Here is a 16,245-nt window from a genome sequence, read left to right on the forward strand (position 1 = left end):
TGGCCGGAAGCGGCCCCTAGTCGGAGGAACCGGCCTCCAGGCGGGGCGGGAGGCCGAAGAGGGGGAACAGCGCCTGGGTGTCCAGGAAGCAGTGCAGCCCGGTGATGCGGCCGTCCTCGACGTCCAGGACCTGCAGCGCCCACGGCTCGTGGCCGCCGTCCTCGGACGGTTGGTAGTGGCCGAAGGCGGGCGCCCCGTTGGCCGAGACCGGGACCAGGCGGGAGCCGCGGCACTTGGCGCCCGGGCCGAGCATGAAGGCGGAGATGTCGTCGTGGCCGCGCAGCCAGAGGGGGAACGGGGGCATCGTCATGGCGGCGTCGTCGCGCAGCAGGGTGACCAGGGCGGCGATGTCGTACCGCTCGAAGATGTCCACGTAGCGGGTGAGCAGGTCCTTGTGCTCCTCGTCCAGCTCCGGCGCGGGGGCCGCGTCGGTGGCGGCGCCGTGCGCGGCCAGCGTGGCCCGGGCCCGCTGCAGGGCGCTGTTGACCGAGGCGACCGAGGTGTCGAGCAGGTCGGCGACCTCGGCGGCGCGCCAGCGCAGCACCTCGCGCAGGATGAGCACCGCGCGCTGGCGCGGCGGCAGGTGCTGCAGCGCGGCGACGAAGGCCAGGCGCACGGTCTCGCGGGAGACCACCGCGTCGGCCGGGTCGCCGGTGTCGGGCGGGGCGATGCGCTGGTCGGGGATGGGCATGACCCACGCCGACTCCGGCAGCGGCGCGCCCAGCGGGGTGGCCGCGGTGCCGGCCGGGGCCATGTCCACCGGGCGGGCCCGGCGCTGCCGCCCCTGGAGCATGTCCAGGCACACGTTGGTGGCGATGCGGTAGAGCCAGGAGCGCAGGGCCGAGCGGCCCTCGAAGCGGTCGTGGGCGCGCCAGGCCCGCACCAGCGTCTCCTGCACCGCGTCGTCGGCCTCGAACGCCGACCCCAGCATCCGGTAGCAGTGCCCGGTGAGCTCGCCGCGGTGCGCCTCCAGCGTCTCGTCCAGCCGTTGCTCCGTCATGGGGGCGCCCTTTCGCTCGGGGGCGTCCCATCGTACGGGGCGCCCCCGACGATCAGAGGGCGATCGCGGAGAACTCCCGGGTGCGCGCGGTCAGGGCCTGCTCCACCGGGAGCCGCTCCATGGAGGAGGCGCCGTAGAAGCCGTGCACGTTCCGGCAGCCGCGCAGGACGAAGGCGGCGTCCTCCGGCTCGGCGATCGGCCCGCCGTGGCACAGCACCGTGACGTCCTCGCGCACCTCCAGCGCGGCCTGCGACCACTCGTCGATCAGCGGAACGCACTCCTCCAGGGTCAGGGCGGTCTCCGCGCCGATGGAGCCCCCGGTGGTCAGGCCCATGTGGCACACCACCACGTCCGCCCCGGCCCCGGCCATCGCCGCGGCGTCCTCGGCGGAGAAGACGTAGGGGGAGGTGAACAGGTCCAGCGCGCGGGCGCGCCGGACCATGTCCACCTCATGGGCGTAGCCCATCCCGGTCTCTTCCAGGTTGGCGCGGAACACCCCGTCGATCAGGCCGACGGTGGGGAAGTTCTGCACCCCCGAATAGCCGAGCGCGGCCAGCCGGGGCAGGAAGACGTCGAAGTCGCAGAACGGGTCGGTGCCGTTGACGCCGGCCAGGACCGGGGTGTCCCGCACGGCGGTCAGCACCTCCCGGGCCATGTCCTCGACGATCTCGTTGGCGTTGCCGTAGGCCAGCAGGCCGGCCAGCGAGCCGCGCCCCGCCATCCGGTAGCGGCCGGAGTTGTAGACCACCAGGATGTCGGCGCCGCCCGCCTCCTGGCACTTGGCGGACAGGCCGATGCCGGCGCCGCCCCCGATGATCGGGGTGCGCGCCTGCCTCTTGGCCTTGAGCCGCTGGAGGATCTCCGCTCTGGGAATCCCGGCCATGCCCTCACTCCTCCCCGTGGAGTTCGGCGAGGACCGCCACCGCGGCCTCGGCGAACGCCGGATCGTTGATGTCGGTGTCGCGCTCCTCGACGCGGACCCCGCTGCCGGCCAGGCCGGTGCGCACCGCGTCGAACAGGGCGGCGTCGGCGTCCGGGTCGTGGAAGGGGCCGTCCTGCACGGCGACCGCGGAGACGCCGCGCAGCGGCAGCAGCACCGCGGTGGGCCCCGGCCGGGCGCAGGCGCGGGCGGCCAGTCGGCTGCCCAGCTCGGCGCACTCCTCGGGGGTGGTCCGCATGAGCGTGACCGAGGGGTTGTGCACCAGCAGGCGGCGGTCGGCGAAGTGCTCGGGGACGCTCTCGCGCGGGCCGAAGTTGACCATGTCCAGGGCGCCGAGCGAGATCACGCGGGGCGTGCGGGGGCCGCCCGCGAGCCGTCCGGGGCCCGCCGACATGACGCCGCCGACCAGTTCGTCGGCGAGTTCGGTCGTGGTCAGGTCGAGCACCCCGTCCAGCGCCCCGGCGTCGGCCAGCGCCTCCAGGGCCCGCCCGCCGGTGCCGGTCATGTGGAAGACGAGCACCTCGTCGCCGCGCTCCTCCAGCAGCTCCCGGGCCCGGGTGACGGCGGGGGTGGTGACGCCGAACATGCTCGCGGCGACGGTGGCGCCCGCGGCGGGCCGCTCCACCGGCGCGCCGCGCACCATGCCGGCCACCGCGTCGCAGGCGTTGGCCAGCACCCGGGTGGACACGCTGTTGAGCCCGGCGACGTCCACCACGCTGGGCATGAGCACCAGGTCGCTCTCGCCGACGTAGGGGCGGGTGTCGCCGGAGGCGGCGGTGGAGACCACCACCTTGGGCACCCCCAGCGGCAGCGCGCGCAGGGCCCGGGCGGCGATGGAGGTGCCGCCGGTGCCGCCGGTGCCGCCGACGGCGACGGCGCCGTCCAGCCGCCCCTGGGCGCGCAGGGCGAGCACGGCGGCGTGCGCCCCCTCGGCCATGGCGGCCACGGCGGCGCCCCGGTCGGCGCCCGCGTCCGGCGCGTCGGCGGCGTCCCGGGCGGCGATGTCGGCCGGCGGCCCCGCTGCGGGGGCGAAGACCCCGGTGTCGACCAGGACGGTCTCCAGCCCGGCGGCGGCGAGCCGGCCGGTGACGAAGGCGGCCTCGGCGCCCTTGGTGTCCAGGGTGGCCAGGACCGCGACGACGGGGGGACGCGCGCTCACCGGTTCACCGCCCCGGGGTGCTCGCCGGCCGGGGCCTCGCGGAAGTCGGGGGCCGCGCGCAGCGCCTCCTCGGCGCCGGCGGGGGAGTAGACGACCACCAGGCGCAGCGTGCTCCAGCCGGTGTTGAAGGTGGAGTGCAGCACGCCGCGGGGGACGTGCACCGCGTCCCCCGCGGCGACGGGGAAGGCGGGGCCGTCGCCGACGGTCTGCTCTCCGGTGCCCGACAGGACGTAGATGACCTCGTCGGACTCGGGGTGCCGGTGCCGGTCGTGGCCCTTTCCGGGGTGGACGTCCACGTCGCCGACGGTCAGCTCGGTGCCGGGGGCCGTGCCGGGGGTGATGCGCCACTTGATCCGCCCCCAGTCGAAGAGCCAGGTGGGGACGGAGTCGGGGCGGTGGGGGGTGGGTTCCATGGGGTGTGCCCTACCCCGGGCCCGGGGTAGGGCAACGTGCGGGCGGTGAACATGAGAATGAGGCGCCGAAACTTATTTTCCGTGAAATGCGGACATGGGCGGGGGGCAGGGGGCTAGATTGGGCCCTGTGGACGCGGAGCGTGTCCACATGTGTACGGATAGTCGATATTGCGGTGTCCCGTGGACGGCGGGAGCCGCGAGACGAGGGACCACATGATGAAGAAGATGTTCGCCGCCGGTGCCGTCGCCGCCGCCTCCGCGGGCGTGCTCCTGGGCGGGGCCCCCGCCTTCGCCCACGACGGCCCGATCACCTCGGGCAACGGCTCGATCCTCGGGGGCAACCAGGTCGTGGCCGACGCGAACGTCCCGGTGAACGTGTGCGGCAACGGCATCGGGATCCTGGGCATCGGCAACGGCGCCTGCGTCGACTCCGGCGCCTGGGTCAAGGACCACTAAGCGGTCCCCGGCCCCAGGGGGGCGGCGCCGGACTCAGCGGTCGGCGCCGTCCCCTTCTCCGTGTCACAGGTAGGAGCGGGTCCGCCCGTCGACCCGGCCGCGGAACGCCCACCAGCCGGCGGCCTGGTAGGCGGCCATCAGCGGGACCGCGACGGCGGCGGCCCAGGACAGCGGCGCCAGGGAGGCGGCGTCGGCGGCCGCCTGGGACAGGGTCAGGCCGCCCCCGTCCGCGGAGGCCAGGACATAGGGGTGGTGCGCCGCCCAGGGCAGGACCGCGAACAGGGCCATCGCGGCCGAGGTGCAGGCGAAGGCGGCGCCGGTGCGCCCCGCGCGCGCCGCGGCCCGGGCGCCCAGGAGCGCGGCGGCCTGCAGTGCGGCGGTTCCGGCCGCGGCGGCCGGGTGGGCCACCGCAGGCGTGGCGAGGGCGGCGGCGCCGACGAGGACGGCGCCGGCGGCCGCGGCCGCCGGGAGGCGCCCGGCCAGGACGCGGGCCCGGGAGGCCGTCGGCCCGAGGGTGCGCAGTGCGGTGAAGGACGCGCCGTGCGCCGCGAACAGCGGCGGGGCGGCGGCGGTGCACAGCAGGGCCGCAGGGGAGAGCAGGGCGGGAACGGCCGAGACCGCGTGGCCGGAGGTGAACTCCACGCCGTTGAGCAGGACGCCGACCACCGTCCCCCACAGCACGGCGGGGACCGCGCCGCCGGCGGTGATCAGGGCGTCCCACCCGCGCACGCCCCGGGCCGTGCGCGCCCGGCCGCGCAGCTGCACCGCGGCCTTCCCGGCCACGAGCGCCGCCAGCAGGGGCACGAGCACCGGGTACAGCCCGGACAGCAGTGCGCCCTCCAGGAGGGGGAAGGCGCCGAGGAGGACGGCCGCGAAGGCGACGAGCCAGACCTCGTTGCCGAAGAAGAAGGGGCCCAGCGCCGCCATCGTGGCCCGGCGGTCCGCCCCGTCGCGGGCGATGAAGGGGCGCAGCAGCTGCGTCCCGTAGTCCAGTCCGCCCAGGACCAGGTACCCGGCCAGCAGGGCGACCAGCAGGACCAGCCAGGCGTTCTCCAGGGGCGCGCTCTCCACGGTCATGGCGTCCTCACGGAGTGCGGGGCGGGGGCGGGTTCGGGTTCGGGGGCGCCCAGGCGCACACCGTCTGGGCCCCGGTGGGCCAGGCGCGCGATGATCACCCAGTCGGCGGCCGCCAGCGCGCCCAGCACCCCGGTGAACAGGACCAGGGACGCGGCGACCGCGGCGACCGCGGCGGCCGGGACGGGCGAGGCGGCGTCGGTGACCGCCAGCTCGCCGTAGACCAGCCACGGCTGGCGGCCGGCCTCGCGGAAGAGCCACCCGCACACCGAGGCGATGAACGGCAGCGGGACCAGGGCCACCACCGCCCAGGCGAGCGGGCGGGTGCGCACCAGCAGGTCGCGGGGGAGCAGCACCAGCGCGATCAGCGGGGCGAAGAAGAGCACCCAGCCCAGGGCGACCATGGTCTCCGCGGGCACCGCGATCCACGCCGGGGGCGCGTGCGCGGCGCCCTCCGCCCCGCCCTCCAGGACGGCGGTCTTCAACGGCTGCTGTTCGGCGATGCCCCGGAACTGGACGTCGCCGACCGCGTAGAGCGGGTAGCAGGCCAGGGCCGCGACGACCACCCCCAGCCGCAGCGGTGCGCGGAAGAAGGCGGTGTGCGGGGTCCGGCGGGCGAAGTGGTAGGCGGCCACCCCCGCCATGGCCAGGCCGCCGGTGACCAGCGCGGCCGCGGTGACGTGGCCCAGCGCCACCAGGGCGTTGGGGTTGGCCATCACCGCGCCGAGGTCGGCGAGGTAGGCGGTGCCGCCGCGCACCTCGTGGCCGACCGGGTGCTGCATGAAGCCGTTGGCGACCAGGATGAAGTAGGCCGAGGCGTAGGCGGTCAGCGCCACCAGCCAGATCAGCGCGGCGTGCAGGCGCGGGCCCAGCCGCCCCCAGCCGAAGATCCACAGCCCCAGGAACGTCGACTCGGCGAAGAACGCGACCATCCCCTCCAGGGCGACCGGCGCGCCGACGATGTTCCCGGCGTATTCTCCGAGCCCGCTCCAATTCAGCCCGAGCTGGAACTCCATGACGAGTCCGCTGACGATTCCCAGGGCGTAGTTCACCACGTACAACTGGCCCCAGAACCGGGCCTGGAGTTCGCGGCGGGCGCGCCTTTCCGGGTCGGAGGCGGCCGCGGACGCCGTGTGCAGGACGGCGACCAGGGGAGCCAGGCCCAGGGTGAGCAGGACGAACAGCCAGTGAATTCCGGTGGTCAGTGCGAATTGCAGGCGCGACAGATCGATCGCGTCCACGGCGCCCCCTTTCCCGTGCGAAGAACGGAGCCGGCCGGACGGTGACGACCTTAAAGCGGGGGGTCCTAGGATCTCCAAGACCGATTCCGTCATATGCACATGCGCGCGGGCGCATGAGGAGGGTGGCCCGGTGGACCTGCAGGCGCTGCGGTACTTCCAGGCGGTGGCGCGCCACCAGCACATCAGCCGCGCGGCCGAGGAACTGATGGTGGCCCAGCCGTCGCTGAGCCGGGCCGTCGCGCGCCTGGAGGCCGACCTGGGGACGGTGCTCTTCGACCGGCGGGGGCGGCGGATCCGGCTGAACGCCCAGGGCGAGGCGTTCCTGCGCCGGGTCGAGCGGGTGCTGGGCGAGCTGGACGACGCCCGCCGGGAGCTGGCCGGCGTCCCGGGGGAGGCCGGGGGGACGGTGTCGGTGGCCGCCGAGACCATGCTCACCCTGACCGGGGTGCTGGCGGGGTTCCGGCGGGCCGAGCCCGGGGTCGGGTTCCACCTGCACCAGGCGCACGCCGAGGCGATGCCGCGCCTGCTGCGCGACCGCCGGGTGGACTTCTGCGCGGCCTCCCAGCCGCTGGCCGGGGGCGACCTGTGCGGTCGGGAGCTGCTGCGCGAAGAGGTCCTCCTCGCCGTCCCGCAGGACCACCCCTGGGCGGCGCGGCGGAGCGTGCGGATCGAGGAGCTCGCGCGCGAACCGTTCGTGGTGCCGCGCCCCGGCTACTGGCAGCGCGCGTTGGCCGACCGCCTCTTCGAGCGCGCGGGGGTGCTGCCGACCATCGTCTACGAGGGCGACGAGCCCGGGGCCATGCAGGACCTGATCGGCGCCGGGCTCGGGGTGGGGCTCATCCCGGCCGTGGCGCGCGAGGCGGGCACCCGCGCCGCGGTGGCCTGGCTGCGGGGGGAGGCCCAGGACTGCGAGCGGGTGCTCACCCTGGTGTGGCACCGCGACGCCCACCTGTCCCCGGCGGCCCGGCGGTTCCGCGACTTCGCCGCGGGCCACTTCCGCGCCCCCTTCGCGGGCGGCCGGAAAACCGGTTGCCCTTCCCCTGTGGAGTGAGGTTAACCTTACCTCGCCGTGCCGACCGGGGAGGGACATGTCCGATACGCCGCTGCGGCGTGCCGTGCGCAGGAACCGGGGCGCGATCGCGCGGTCCGTGCTGGGGCAGTCGCTCTACCAGGTGTGCGAGACGCTGGTGCCGGTCGCCATCGGGGTGGTCATCGACCGCGCCGTCGCCGCCGGGGACCCGGCGGCGCTCGCGGTGTCCCTGGCCGGGCTGGCCGCGCTGTTCACCGTGCTCACGCTCTCCTGGCGGTACGGGGCGCGCGCCGTCGTGCGGGCCGGGGAGCACGAGGCCCACCGGCTGCGGGTCGAGGTGGCCGGGCACGCCCTGGACCCCCGGTCCCCCGACACCGGGATGGGCGCGGGCGAGCTGCTGACCGTGGCCACCACCGACGCCGACCGCACCGCCCAGGTGCTGCACCCGCTCACCGGCGGCGCGGGGTCGCTGGTCGGGCTGGCGGTGGCCGCCGCCGTGCTGCTGGGCATCGACCCGCTGCTGGGCGGCGGGGTCCTGGTGGGGGTGCCGGTGCTGGTGGCGATCGTGCAGGGGATCGGCCCGGTGCTGACCCGGCGCACCGCCGACCAGCAGGAGGCACTGGCGCGCGCCGGAGGGCTCGCCGCCGACCTGGTGCGCGGACTGCCCGCGCTGCGCGGCATCGGGGCCGAGGAGCACGCCGCCCGGCGCTACGCCTCCTCCAGCGCCGCGGCGCTGCGCGGCGCGCTGCGCGCCGCCGTGCCGCTGGGCCTGTACCAGGGCGCCACCGGGCTGGCCGGCGGGCTGCTGCTGGCCGCGGTCGCCGCGGCGGCGGGCACGGCCGCCGTGCAGGGCCGGATCAGCGTCGGCGAGCTGGTCACCGTGGTCGGGCTGGCCCAGTTCCTGACCGAGCCGGTGCGCGAGATCGGCTACGCCACGATGCACCTGGCCCGCTCCAAGGCCTCCTCCGACCGCCTGGAGCGGGTGCTGCGCGCCCCCTTCCGGCTGGCCGCGGGCGAGCCCGGGGCAGACGGGCGGACCGGCGCCCCCGGGGCGGCCCCCGTCGAGCTCAAGGGGGTGGGCGGCGCCCTGGGCGGGCTGGACCTGCGGGTGGCGCCCGGGGAGTTCCTCGGGGTGGTCTGCTACGACCCCGCCGACGCCCGCGCCCTGGTCGACGTCCTGGCCGCCCGGTCGCCCGCCGCCGAGCACGGCGGCGCCTACCTGGTGGACGGGGTCCCGGCCGAGGCCCTGGGGCCCGAGCGGGTGCGGGAGCGGGTGCTGGTCGAGCCGCACGACGCCGACCTGTTCGAGGGAACCCTGGCCGAGAACGTGCTGACCGGCGCCGCGCCCGGCGCCGACCCCTGGCCGGCGCTGCGCGCGGCCGCCGCCGACGAGGTGGTGCGCACCGTGCCGGGCGGCCTGCAGGCCCCGCTGACCGACCGCGGCACCACCCTGTCCGGCGGCCAGCGCCAGCGCCTGGGGCTGGCCCGGGCCCTGGCGGCCGACCCCCCGGTGCTGGTGCTGCACGACCCCACCACCGCGGTGGACGCGGTGACCGAGGAGGCGATCGCGGCCGGGCTGCGCCGGCTGCGGCACGGCGCCTGCACGGTGGCGGTCTGCTCCAGCCCCGCGCTGCTCGCCCGGGCCGACCGGGTGGTGGCCGTGGCCGGCGGCCGCGTCGCGGCCGAGGGCACCCACGCCGGACTGGCGGCCGACGACCCCGACTACGCCGAGGCGGTACTGCGATGACCTACCGGACCCTGCCGGTGGCCTCCGGGCGCCGGACCCTGGCGGTGCTGGCGCGGCAGGTGCGCGCGGTCCGCCTGACCGGGGCCGCCGCCGTCGCCGCCAGCGTGGCGGCCAACGCCTGCGTGCTCGCCGGGCCCTGGGCGCTGGGCCTGCTGGTGGACGCGGTGGTCGACGGCGGGGGCGGCGGGCGCGTGCTGGTGCTGGCCGGTGTCATCGCCCTCGCCGCGCTGGCCGGGGGCGTGTTCGCGGCGCTGGAGTCGGTGCTGCTGGCGCGGGCCGGGGAGAGGGTCCTGGCGCGGCTGCGCGAGGCGGTGATGCGCAGGGCGGTGCGGCTGCCGGAGGAGCGGCTCTCCCGGCTCAGCCCCGGCGACCTGCTCTCCCGGGTCGGCGACGACGTGGCCCGGACCTCGGAGGTGGTGCGCGAGCGCGCGCCGCTGGTGCTCACCTCGCTGGTGCTGGTGGTGATGGCGCTGGGCGGGATGGCCGCCCTGGACTGGCGGCTCGGGCTGGCGGGCGCGTGCGCCCTGCCGGTGCACGCGCTGGCGCTGCGCTGGTACCTGCCCAGGTCCGCGCCGATGTACGCCCGCCAGCGCGCCCAGCTCGGCGACCGGGCCCAGGCGCTGGTCAGCTCCCTGCAGGGGGCGCCGACCGTGGAGGCCTACCGGCTGCGGGAGCGGCGCTCCGCGCTGGTCGCCGAGCGCTCCGCCGCCGCCCGGGACACCGAGATCGGCGTGTTCCGCCTGTTCAGCCGGTTCATCGGGGGGATGAACGCGGCCGAGTGCGTCGGGCTGTCGATGATCGTGGCCGTGGGCTTCTGGCTGGTGGGGACCGAGCAGGCCACCGTGGGCGCGGTGACCGCGGCGGCGCTGCTGTTCCACCGGCTCTTCGACCCCTTCGGGGCGCTGATGACCAGCTTCGACGACGTGCAGTCGGCGGGGGCGAGCCTGGCGCGCATCGCCGGGGTGCTCGACCTGCCCGAGCCTCCCGAGCCGGCCGATCCGGCCCGCCCGGCGCACGGCGGGGTGCGGGTGCGCGGGGCGGTGCACCGCTACGAGGACGGGCCCGCGGTGCTCGACGGGGTGGACCTGGACATCGCCCCGGGGGAGCGGGTGGCCCTGGTGGGGGCGAGCGGGGCGGGCAAGACGACGCTGGCCCGGGCGGTGGCCGGGCGGCTCGCGCCGACCGGGGGGCGGGTGCTGCTGGGCGGCGTACCGGTCGAGCGGGTGCCCCGCGCGGACCTGCGCCGGCACGTCGCCATGGTCAGCCAGGAGTCCCACATGTTCTCCGGGACGCTCGCCGAGAACGTGCGCATCGCCGCCCCCGGCGCCGACGACGAGCGGGTGCTGCGGGCACTGGAGCGGGTCGGCGCCCGCGCCTGGGCGCAGGCGCTGCCGGAGGGGATCGCCACCGCGGTGGGGGAGAACGGCACGCGGCTCACCGCCGACCAGGCCCAGCACGTGGCGCTGGCGCGGCTGGTGCTGGCCGACCCGGCGGTGGCGGTGCTGGACGAGGCCGGTGCCGAGGCCGGGAGCGCGGGCGCCCGGGGCCTGGAGCGGGCGGCGCTGGCCGCCACCGAGGGCAGGACGGCGCTGGTGGTGGCGCACCGGCTGCCCCAGGCGGTGGACGCGGACCGGGTGGTGGTGATGGAGGCCGGGCGCGTCGTGGAGACGGGCACCCACGCCGAGCTGGTGGGGCGCGGCGGCCCCTATGCCGACCTGTGGAAGGCCTGGAGCGACGGCCGCTGAGGGGGCGCGTGCACCGCACCACGGCGGTGTGCAGTGCAGCACGATCGCCTCCGGGGGGTCCGCCCGGGGGGCCCACGGAGCCACCATGTGGCTCCTGAATTCGCCCTGTCCCCCGCGTGCGGATCGGAGGCCCCCGTGCCGGACGACCTCTCCTCCCCCATCTACCTCCCGGTGCTGCTCGCCGTCCTGGCGGCCATGCTCGGCCTGGGCGTGTGGGTCGCCCGGCGCGCCCGCAGCGGGGAGGACTTCCTGCTGGCCGGACGCAGCCTGGGCACCCCGCTGCTGCTCGGCACCACCCTGGCCACCCTGGTCGGCACCGGCTCCAGCCTCGGCGCCGTCGGGTTCGGCTACGAGAACGGCTGGGCCGGGGCGCTGTACGGCATCGGCGGCGCGGGCGGGGTGCTGCTGCTCATGTGGCTCTTCGCCGACGTGCGCCGGCACGGCTTCATGACCTTCTCCGAGGAGATGAGCTCCTACTTCGGCGCCAGCCGGGCGGTCAAGGGGGTGGTCTCGGTGGTGCTCGTGCTGGCCTCGGTGGGCTGGCTGGGCGCGCACATCCTGGGGGGATCGCTCTACCTGTCCTACCTGACCGGCATGGACCCCCAGCTCGCCAAGGTCGTGGTCGCCGCCGGGTTCGGGCTGTACACGGTGGTCGGCGGCTACCTGGCGGTGGTCGTCACCGACGCGGTGCAGGGCACGGTGCTCTTCATCGGCTTCACCGTGCTGGCCGTGCTGGCGCTGGCGGCGGCGGGCGGGCCGTCCGGGCTGACCGAGGGGGTGCCCGCCGAGGCCTCCTCCCTGCTCGGCATCGAGGCGCTGGGGCCGGTCCCGGCGGCGTCGCTGGCGGCGGTGGTGGCGGTGGGCGTGCTGGCCACGCCGTCCTACCGGCAGCGGATCTACTCGGCGCGGGACACCGCCACGGTCCGCCGGAGCTTCGCCTGGGTCGGCGGGCTGTTCGCGGCGTTCGCCCTGCTGCCGGCGGTGGCGGGGATGTCCGCCCGCGCCCTGGCGCCGGGCCTGGACAACCCCGACATGGCCTTCCCCTACCTGGCCACCACCCTGTTCCCCGTCTGGGTGGGCGCGTTCCTGCTGGTGGCAGGGCTGTCGGCGACCATGTCCTCGGGCGACTCCGACGCGGTGGCGGCCACCACGATCCTGCTGCGCGACGTGGCCCACCTGGTCACCGGGCGGCTGCCCCGGTCCGCGGACATGGTGCGGCTGTCCCGGCTGTGCCTGGCCGGCGTGCTGCTGCTGGCGCTGCTGTGCGCGCTGGCGGCCACCACGATCATCGACTACATCACGCTGATGATCTCCACCGTGCTCACCGGGCTGCTGGTCGCCTCGCTGCTCGGCCGCTTCTGGAGGCGGGCCACCTGGCAGGGCGCGCTGGCGGCGATGGCCGGCGGCTCGGCCGCGGCGCTGGCGGTCGAGGGCACCGCCTCCTGGTCGGAGTTCTGGGGCAACCCGGTCTTCCCGTCGATGGCGGCGGCCCTGGTGTGCGGGGTTGCGGTGAGCCTGGTGACGCCGCCGACGCCGATCACCCGGGAGGAGGCGCGGGAGCGGCTGGGGCGGGAGCGCGCCCGGATGGACGTGGGGACCACGCTCCGCGCCGGCGGGGAATGAGGCGGGCGGGGCCCGGCGGCCGCGCCGGGCCCCGCCCGCTCCCGGGGCGCGGTGCGGCCTCAGCGCACCAGCACGGTGTCGTAGACGTCGAGGTGGCCGCTCTCCCACAGGTGGTCCATCGCCTTCAGGCCCACGCGCGCGCAGCCGTGGGAGGCGGGGTAGGGCGGGACCGACCCGTAGCCGTGGACGGCGATGCCGCCGTTGAAGTACTTGGGCCGGTAGAGCGCGCCGAGGGGGCCCGGGTCCCAGGCGTCGACCTCGCGGAACACCTGGTAGCTCCCGGTGGGGGTGGTCGCGATGTGCCGCTCGCCACGGGAGGTGTAGGGCTCGCCGGAGCCGGTGGAGGTGCTGAACACCTCCTGCACCTGCCCGTCCTCGACGGTCATCAGCAGCTGGCGGTCCAGGTCGATCTCGACCGCGCGGCCGCTGGAGGTCTGGGCGGAGGGGCGCACGCCCTCGTCGAGCGCGGCGCGGGTGTCGGGGCCCACGATCCCGTCGCGGTCGATCCCGGCGGCCTTCTGCAGGGCCTGCACCGCCAGGGAGGTCTCGGTGCCGAATTCGCCGTCGGCGGTGCCGAGCCAGTAGCCCAGGCCGCTCAGGCGCTCCTGGAGGGTCTGGACCTCGGGGCCGGAGTCGCCGGCGCGCAGCAGGTCGGAGGCGGGGGCGACGGCCGCGTAGGCGGTGCCCGCGGGTGGGGCGTCGGGGAGCGGGACGACGGCGGCCGCCAGGGCGAGCGCCGCGACCGTGGCCGCACGGCGGGGGGAACGTCGTAGGGTCATTTCCCTCTTTTACCCCTCTTTCCCCCGCCATTACCGGACTGCTCCCTTAAGCTCGGGCGCCTCTGAGTGAAGGCCCGGTGAACGGGGCGGGCAGGGGTGCGTGCAGGAGCCCGGCCGGCCCCGTGCGACGGGGCCGGCCGGTGCGGGGCCGGTCCCGGTCAGCCCTGCAGGGCCGCGACGGCCTCCTCCGCCGCCTGGGCGATCAGCTCGTCCTCGGACTCGGCGTCCTCGGTGTCCTTGGTGGAGTAGGCCGCCAGCACGATCGGGTCGCCCTCCGGGGGCCACATCACGGCGATGTCGTTGCGGGCGCCGTAGCCCGGCATCCCCGACTTGTCGCCGACCTTCCAGTCCTCCGGCACCCCGGCCCGGATCAGGGTGTCGCCGGTGGTGCTGCGGACCATCATGTCGGCGAGCGCCTCGCTCTTGTCCTCCTCCAGCGTGTCGCCGAGGACGTACTCCTCCAGATTCCCGGCGAACGCCCGCGGGGAGCTGGTGTCGCGCTCGTCGCCCGGCTTGTTCTCGTTCAGCTCGGTCTCCCAGCGCGCGGAGACGGTCACCTCGTCGCCGAGCTCGCGCATCGCCTCCTGGAAGCCCTCGGGGCCGCCGATCTCCTCCAGCAGGAGGTTGGCCGCGGTGTTGTCGCTGTAGCGCAGCGCCGCGTCGCACACCTCCATCAGCGTCATCCCCGTGTCCACGTGGTCCTCGGTGATGGGCGAGTACGTGACGAGGTCCTCCTCGTCGAAGTGGACGACGGTCTCCTCCATCTCCTTGAGGGAGTGCTCCTCCATGACCGCGCCGCACGCCGGCACCTTGAAGGTGGAGGCGTAGGCGAAGCGCTCGTCGGCGTTGTAGGCGACCTCCTCGCCGCTCCCCGTGTCCAGCGCGTAGACGCCCAACCGGGCGCCGAACTCCTCCTCAAGGCGCTCGAAGCCGGCATCGGCGCCGGCCTCTGCGCCGGTCTGCGACGTGCCCGCGGTCGGGGCCGCGTCCTCCTGAGGGGAGCAGGCGGCGGCGGGCACGACGGCCGCGGCGAGCAGCGCGGGCAGTGCACGTTCGATCAGCATGGTTCGGCCTTCCTCATCTGCGGCGGTACGGCGATTCGGAAGGGCCCCGGGAACCCTGCCCAGCAGTCTGGCCCGCGGATCGAATGCTGTCCAAGACGGAAACGGCGCCTTCCATGCCGCAGCGGCATAAGGTGAGCCCATGGACCTCGTCGCCGCCTGCAGGGCGTTCGTCCACGTGAGCGAGCAGGGCAGCTTCACCCTGGGGGCGGCCGCCGCCCGGGTGGCCCAGCCGGTGGCCAGCAGACGGATCGCCGCGCTCGAGCGCCACCTGGGCGGGCGGCTCTTCGACCGGTCGAGCCGCAGGGCGCGGCTGACCCCGTTCGGCCGCGAGATGCTGCCGGCCGCGCGCCGCCTGGTCCGGCTGGCCGAGGCGATGGAGGACGCCGCCGAGCAGGCCCGCAACGCCCCGCTGCGGCTGGCCGTGCCGGAGGTGTGCACCACCGGCGACCTGGCCCTGCTGGACGTGCGGGCGCGCCGCCTGGGCCTGCGGCTGGACCTGGAGGCGGCGCCGCCGGCGGTCCGCACCGAGCTGCTGCGCTCCCAGGAGGTGCGCGCGGCCCTGGTCGCGGTGCCCGAGGCCGAGGCGGTGTGGCGGGTGCCCCTGGGGGCGGCCTCGGCCACCGAGCCCGAGGGGGCGGCGGTGTACCTGGAGACGCTGCGCTCCGGGCGCACGGGGCGGTCCCCGGGGCCCGGGCGGCCGCGCCGGCTGTGGATCCAGCCCGAGGACGACGTGCCGCACGTGCGCGACCGCGTCTTCCGGCTGCGCGACCGGGCGGGGCTGCGCCCGGCCCAGGTGGCCCTGGCCCGCACGCTGGCCGGGGCGCTGGCCGAGGTGCTCGACGGCGGCGACCTGCTGCTGGCGTCCGAGCGCCAGGCCGACGACCTGGGGCTGTACTGGCGCCCGGTGGGCGAGGAGGACCTGGCGCGCGGGTTCGACGCGGCCACCAGCGGCGGCGAGGACCCCGGCCGGCTGCGGGGGCCGCTGCGCGCGGGGATCGCGCGCTGCCTGGGGGCCGACGGCGACGGGGACACCGCGGACAGGACCGGAGAGGAGGACGCGGAGTGCGGGAGGAGGCCTTCCTGAGACGGCTGCGCGAGGAGCTGGACGAGGGCGGACTGCGCGGCTCGTTCCTGGTGCGCGACCTGGACTCGGGCGAGGAGATCGGGATCGAGCCCGACCTGGAGTTCAGCACGGCCTCGCTGGTGAAGGTGCCGCTGGCGACGGCGGTGCTGGAGCGGGTCCGGCGCGGGGAGCTGGACCCCGCACGGCAGGTGCTGCTGACCCCGGGGGTGGACGTGGTCCCGGGGCCGACGGGGATCAGCCGCTTCCGCCACCCGGCGAGCATCGCGGTGGAGGACCTGCTGTACCTGAGCATGGCCGTCAGCGACAACGCCGCCTCCGAGGCGCTGTTCGCCCTCACGCCGCCGGCCGAGGTGGCCGGGCTGCTCAAGGAGCTGGGCCTGGACGGGATCACCATCCGCAACACGCTGCGGCACCTGCGGGACACCCCCGAGGCCCACCTGGCCCCGGCCGACGCCCACCTGGCGCAGCGGCTGGCGATCGAGGCGGGCACCGAGGGGCGCGGGCACAGCGTCCCCCAGCTGGACGTCACCCGGGCCAGCGCCGGGTCCGCGCGGGCCTACGCCGACCTGCTGCAGGAGCTGTGGCGGCCGCAAACGCTGGACGCCGGGACCGCCGAGCGGGTGCGCGGCCTGATGGCCGCCAACACGCTGCGGCAGCGGCTCGCCCCGGACTTCGCCTCGGACGCGGCGCGGTGGTCCTCCAAGACCGGGACGCTGCTGAACCTGCGCCACGAGATCGGCGTGGTCGAGCACGACGGCGGCGGCGCCTACGCGGTGGCGGCGCTCACCGAGTCGCGGGTGGCGGCCATCGTGCAGCCGGAGGCGGAGGCGCTGATGGGGGCCGTGGCGCGGCGCCTGCGCGACCGCCTCCGGGCGGCGCGGGTGTGAGGC

Annotated in this window: 14 protein-coding genes and 1 pseudogene; 7 read left to right on the forward strand and 8 right to left on the reverse strand. The window is 76.3% G+C overall.

The features are described 5' to 3' along the window. Nucleotides 1–16: 16 nt before the first annotated feature. From C892_RS0125470 to C892_RS0125485, 4 genes and pseudogenes are all read right to left on the reverse strand, one after another. Nucleotides 17–1,006 (reverse strand): annotated as a pseudogene (locus C892_RS0125470) (sigma-70 family RNA polymerase sigma factor); the annotation flags it as partial. A gap of 46 nt (nucleotides 1,007–1,052) precedes the next feature. Continuing rightward, nucleotides 1,053–1,883 carry a phosphoenolpyruvate hydrolase family protein gene (locus tag C892_RS0125475; protein ID WP_017559522.1) on the reverse strand — a complete coding sequence of 277 codons (831 nt, stop codon included), beginning with the start codon at nucleotides 1,881–1,883 and terminating at the stop codon, nucleotides 1,053–1,055. A 4-nt stretch (nucleotides 1,884–1,887) separates the two neighbouring features. Further along, nucleotides 1,888–3,099, reverse strand: coding sequence for a Tm-1-like ATP-binding domain-containing protein (locus tag C892_RS0125480; RefSeq protein WP_017559523.1), 1,212 nt, complete (start codon nucleotides 3,097–3,099; stop codon nucleotides 1,888–1,890). Next, on the reverse strand, nucleotides 3,096–3,512 hold the full coding sequence (locus C892_RS0125485; protein WP_017559524.1) for a cupin domain-containing protein: 417 nt from the start codon (nucleotides 3,510–3,512) through the stop codon (nucleotides 3,096–3,098). The genes C892_RS0125480 and C892_RS0125485 overlap by 4 nt, the downstream gene beginning before the upstream one ends. A gap of 213 nt (nucleotides 3,513–3,725) precedes the next feature. Here C892_RS0125485 and C892_RS0125490 point away from each other — a divergent pair, with 213 nt between their 5' ends. Next, nucleotides 3,726–3,968: a chaplin family protein gene (locus C892_RS0125490; protein WP_017538263.1), complete on the forward strand. Its 243-nt coding sequence runs from the start codon at nucleotides 3,726–3,728 to the stop codon at nucleotides 3,966–3,968. Nucleotides 3,969–4,031: 63 nt separating this feature from the next. Here the strand turns inward: C892_RS0125490 and C892_RS0125495 are convergent, their stop codons facing one another. Both C892_RS0125495 and C892_RS0125500 read right to left on the reverse strand, forming a co-directional pair. Further along, complete coding sequence (locus C892_RS0125495) at nucleotides 4,032–5,045, reverse strand: cytochrome d ubiquinol oxidase subunit II (RefSeq protein ID WP_017559525.1); 1,014 nt, start codon at nucleotides 5,043–5,045, stop codon at nucleotides 4,032–4,034. After that, the gene (locus C892_RS0125500) at nucleotides 5,042–6,283 is read right to left on the reverse strand and encodes a cytochrome ubiquinol oxidase subunit I (protein WP_017559526.1); all 1,242 of its coding nucleotides are present in this window, start codon (nucleotides 6,281–6,283) and stop codon (nucleotides 5,042–5,044) included. The genes C892_RS0125495 and C892_RS0125500 overlap by 4 nt, the downstream gene beginning before the upstream one ends. A gap of 130 nt (nucleotides 6,284–6,413) precedes the next feature. Here C892_RS0125500 and C892_RS0125505 point away from each other — a divergent pair, with 130 nt between their 5' ends. The 4 genes from C892_RS0125505 (at nucleotide 6,414) to C892_RS0125520 (ending at nucleotide 12,428) form a co-directional block, all read left to right on the forward strand. Next, entirely contained in the window at nucleotides 6,414–7,334 is a 921-nt protein-coding gene (locus C892_RS0125505) for a LysR family transcriptional regulator (RefSeq protein WP_017559527.1), read from the forward strand. A 37-nt stretch (nucleotides 7,335–7,371) separates the two neighbouring features. Next, nucleotides 7,372–9,060 (forward strand): ABC transporter transmembrane domain-containing protein, encoded by a 1,689-nt coding sequence (locus C892_RS0125510; RefSeq protein WP_017559528.1) that lies wholly within the window; start codon nucleotides 7,372–7,374, stop codon nucleotides 9,058–9,060. Continuing rightward, nucleotides 9,057–10,805, forward strand: coding sequence for an ABC transporter ATP-binding protein (locus C892_RS0125515; protein ID WP_017559529.1), 1,749 nt, complete (start codon nucleotides 9,057–9,059; stop codon nucleotides 10,803–10,805). Before C892_RS0125510 ends, C892_RS0125515 begins: the two co-directional genes overlap by 4 nt. Before the next feature lie 195 nt (nucleotides 10,806–11,000). Further along, complete coding sequence (locus C892_RS0125520; RefSeq protein WP_239647539.1) at nucleotides 11,001–12,428, forward strand: sodium:solute symporter family protein; 1,428 nt, start codon at nucleotides 11,001–11,003, stop codon at nucleotides 12,426–12,428. A 59-nt stretch (nucleotides 12,429–12,487) separates the two neighbouring features. Here the strand turns inward: C892_RS0125520 and C892_RS0125525 are convergent, their stop codons facing one another. After that, nucleotides 12,488–13,207 (reverse strand): L,D-transpeptidase family protein, encoded by a 720-nt coding sequence (locus C892_RS0125525; protein WP_017559531.1) that lies wholly within the window; start codon nucleotides 13,205–13,207, stop codon nucleotides 12,488–12,490. A 158-nt stretch (nucleotides 13,208–13,365) separates the two neighbouring features. Further along, nucleotides 13,366–14,271 (reverse strand): class A beta-lactamase, encoded by a 906-nt coding sequence (gene bla / locus C892_RS0125530; protein ID WP_017559532.1) that lies wholly within the window; start codon nucleotides 14,269–14,271, stop codon nucleotides 13,366–13,368. 139 nt (nucleotides 14,272–14,410) lie between these two features. Between bla and C892_RS0125535 the strand changes: the two genes are divergently transcribed. Next, the gene (locus tag C892_RS0125535; protein ID WP_017559533.1) at nucleotides 14,411–15,355 is read left to right on the forward strand and encodes a LysR family transcriptional regulator; all 945 of its coding nucleotides are present in this window, start codon (nucleotides 14,411–14,413) and stop codon (nucleotides 15,353–15,355) included. Continuing rightward, nucleotides 15,334–16,242: a serine hydrolase gene (locus C892_RS0125540; RefSeq protein WP_017559534.1), complete on the forward strand. Its 909-nt coding sequence runs from the start codon at nucleotides 15,334–15,336 to the stop codon at nucleotides 16,240–16,242. The genes C892_RS0125535 and C892_RS0125540 overlap by 22 nt, the downstream gene beginning before the upstream one ends. Nucleotides 16,243–16,245: the final 3 nt, after the last annotated feature.

Origin of the sequence: Nocardiopsis baichengensis YIM 90130 (genome assembly GCF_000341205.1) — a bacterium.
Classification (GTDB): Bacteria; Actinomycetota; Actinomycetes; order Streptosporangiales; family Streptosporangiaceae; genus Nocardiopsis_A; species Nocardiopsis_A halophila.